This window comes from Bacteroidota bacterium (genome assembly GCA_018831055.1).
Classification (GTDB): domain Bacteria; phylum Bacteroidota; class Bacteroidia; order Bacteroidales; family B18-G4; genus M55B132.
On sequence record JAHJRE010000244.1, the window covers coordinates 1 to 3,686 of the forward strand.

The window sequence follows — 3,686 nt, forward strand, 5'->3', positions numbered from 1 at the left end:
AAATATCGCAGAACTGCCTCGATCTCCCGGGCTGTATTTACATGCTCATGTCTCATGAACAGGGCGTAATTAAAGCCGTACTTGATCTTGAATTCCAAACCCGATGTCAATCGCCAGGCCAGCGACCACAACAAATGTCCCTCGCTGGGTATTGCTACCCGAAGCCTTCCTTCCGATTTAAGCAACAAGCTGATCCTGGCTACCGCCTCGGGCAAATTACATATATGTTCAAATGCCTGAATCGAGGTGATTCTGTCATATCGGTGATTTTTAGGTACTTCGCTGACATCGGTATAGACATTTCGGATGCGATGCAAGTATTTCGAATCCTCGTATAAATCCCGAAACGGTTCGACAATGTCATACGGGCCGATTTCCGGCTCAAAAGACAACTGATTCAGGCATCCCGCGCCTATCTCCAAAGTCGATCCTATTTGGGATTTATGCAGAACATCTTTGGCCACCTGTTTATGAACCCATGATTCCATCTTTCGAGACACGGCGGAAGCCAACGTCTTTCCGCCCTGAATCCGTTGGTAATAGGGAGTATAGATCGCTTCAATTTCTGGCGGCAGAGACGGACGCTTTTTGGGAAACCGCTCAAATATCAATGCTGCTTCCGGAAGGTATTGCGGTCTTAGGAATTTCGGCATTTCAATGTTTCGCGGACCGACTCGGCGAAATCGTCGATATCCGATTCAGCGGGTATGCCCTGCAGGTATTGGCAATTGGCGCAGCTCGAAATTGTGCGGCGATCGCCCTGAAGGTGTTTCATCCTGAATTCATGGAGTCTGGGTCCATTCCAGATGTCCCCGATTTTTTCCTTGGTGACATCACCCACCACCGTTCCGAAACTCCAATCCACACAACATACCGACACAGCCCCGTTGAAGTTGACGGACAATGTTTTAAAGGGTTCCGGACATATTTTTCTGTCTCTTTTCAATGGGACGGCACTGCTCATACCATATTCAACGGCCTTTCCAAGCGTAAAATCCTTAACTTCGGATCTACTCCATCCCATTAATGTCTCAATATTCAAGGAATCCGAAATGTCTTTGAAGTCATGAATGAATTTTTCCTTTTCCGTATCGGTGAGATCGATATCGAGTATTTTCACGTGTACTGTCAGTCTGCTTCTTCGCTTGATTTTTTCATTAAACAGCATTGTCACGTTTCTTCTGATTCTGCCATAATCGGAATAATTCCGGGTAACGCGCCGATACCCGTCATCCGTGATCTGTTCAACGGAAATTCGAACATGGTCGAGCCCCGATTCGATCAGTTCAATGCCACGCTCCCCATCGAGAAGCGAAGCGTTGGTGGTGGTTTTGATGACATCCGCAATTCCGCTCTCCTTGGCATATCGTATCATCCTTCCAAAATCAGGGTTCATCAGGGGTTCGCCGTCTTTAACCAGCCAAAGGGCTTTGAGTGAATCCCGGAAACCCGAAATATCGTCGATAATTTTCTGAAAAAGGGACAGGGGCATGTTGCCCTTGGGCCGGCCGATCTTCTTCAACAGTCCGGAATCGCCGGTGGGACAAAAAGCGCATCTGAAATTGCAGAGATTGGACGGATCGACGACGATGCTGTAAGGTGTTTCCAGTGGTATTACATCTTTCAACCGGGTGAGCGGCCTGAACATCTCCTTTTGAAACACGTCGATTTTCTCATACGGGGTTCGGTTCATGCCTTTGTCCCTTCTCAAAGGTGAAGTATCGGATCATCCATACAACACGGATTGGTCGGGAGAGCCGTCCAACGGTTTTTTTTCTTCTATAAATGTTCTGACCCACAATTCGAGATTCATGAGTATCCAAACCCTCCCGGCAATGGAATATTCGAATGTGTCTTCTCTACCGTGAAACTGTCTCAAGAGCATGTCGAGTCCACCGGCTTTGATGTATGGACGTTTCATCGACTTCTCTTCCTTTAGGATCGATACGTATTTCCCGAGATATGCTTTATCGTGCAGCCACTCATTGAGAGGGATCGAAAACCCTACCTTCGGCCTTGCAATCTGCTTTTCCGGAAGATAGCGACTGGCCAGTTGTTTGATGATATATTTTGTTGTTAGACCGTTTAGTTTCAAACGGTCCGGCAGACTCAGGGACGCTTCCACAACATTGTGATCCAAAAAAGGAACCCGCATCTCAATGCCGGCCGCCATGGACATTTTATCCAGACGGTTTTCAACTGTCTGCAGGTATGTGTGGATACTGTAATATATCTCTCGATTGACTCCCGAATCAAATCCGCTGTTATCGATTAAGTCCTGCCGGAAATCCAATTCCCTACTGTTGAACCGGATCAGATTTTCGATATCGCTGACGCGTGCAAATCGGTTTTTGAGCGTGTATAGGGACCTGTTCCGCTTGAAATAGTCGTAACCCGCAAACACCTCGTCCGCCCCCTCTCCACCGATCAGGACTTTGACCTCATCCGCCGCAACCTTTGAAAAGAGGTACACGCCCATGGAGTTGGGGAAATTGATCGGTTCATCGTTGTGCCAGACGGCAAGGGGATACGTATCGGTAAAAAACTTTGGATCGAGGACAATCTGACGATGGCGGGTGCCGAAACGATCTGCCACATAACTGCTGAATTCGGACTCGTCGATGCACCTGCCGGCCTGTCGTTTTTCATTAAAAACAATCGAATAGGTCCGGATGTCTCCGTTGTGAAGTTCTCTCATGAGGGCGGTTATCAGTGAAGAATCGACTCCGCCGCTCAATGCCACACCGATGGGGGCATCGCTGATCATTCTGAGTCGTATGCTCTCTTTTAGCCGGTCTCTTACACATTCAACCCATCGGTTTTCATCCGATGTCTGCCCGATGCATTCCGGCTTCCACCCGATTCGACGGATATCATAGAATGGCTGTTCGGTTATGTTGCCGTTATGGAAAATCTCCATCCAATGTCCGGGCTTGAACCGTTTGACACGCCGTACCAGCGTATCGGCCCCGCTGACATAGCGAAACAGCGCATATTCATACAGACACCGGTCCTCGATCTCCCAGGTCAATCCGAGTTTTTTTACAAACGGCAGAAACGCCTTCATCTCGGAGGCAAAATAAATGCCACCGGGATCATAAAACAAATACAAGGGCTTAATACCGAATCTGTCCCTGGCTAAAAATAGTTTTTTTTTCACTGTGTCATAAATAGCTACGGCAAACATACCGTTCAGCTTTGTCAGGCAACGGTTTCCGTATTGCCGATATAGCTTCAGCAAAACTTCGGTATCGGTTTCACTGACGAATCTTTCTCCTTGTTTCAACAGTTGTTCGCGAATCGATTTGAAATTGTAGATCTCTCCATTATAAGCGACCACATATCTTCTATCTTCACTCAGAAACGGTTGATGTCCGTTGGCGCTCAGGTCCTGAATGGCAAGACGACTCACACCGAAACCGGCTTGCGTGTCCAACCAGATGCCATGATCGTCCGGTCCGCGATGTTTCAACATCAAAACGGCCTCATGAAGGCAGACGGACGGATCTGTATGCTCTGACCGGGAAAGATATCCGACGATACCGCACATCGGTTATGACTCCTCCTGCAGGCAAGCGGATAAATCGGCAAAACTGCCGTGCACGCCGGATCTGCCGGACCGATACATTCTGCAAAACAATTCTGCGGATATTAAAAGGATGAGGAGCTTGTAAAAATTCCGCTTG

The 3,686-nt window shown here is 47.9% G+C and carries 3 protein-coding genes; all 3 read right to left on the bottom strand.

Annotated features, from left to right (window positions below; genetic code table 11):
- A partial coding sequence (locus KKA81_16035; protein ID MBU2652437.1) for a class I SAM-dependent methyltransferase occupies nucleotides 1–653 on the bottom strand: 653 nt, incomplete at its 3' end.
- The gene (locus tag KKA81_16040; GenBank protein ID MBU2652438.1) at nucleotides 638–1,693 is read right to left on the bottom strand and encodes an SPASM domain-containing protein; all 1,056 of its coding nucleotides are present in this window, start codon (nucleotides 1,691–1,693) and stop codon (nucleotides 638–640) included. The genes KKA81_16040 and KKA81_16035, both read right to left, overlap by 16 nt.
- Nucleotides 1,694–1,726: 33 nt before the next feature.
- A complete protein-coding gene (asnB, locus tag KKA81_16045) occupies nucleotides 1,727–3,550 on the bottom strand; it encodes an asparagine synthase (glutamine-hydrolyzing) (GenBank protein ID MBU2652439.1) in 1,824 nt (607 codons plus the stop codon).
- Nucleotides 3,551–3,686: the final 136 nt, after the last annotated feature.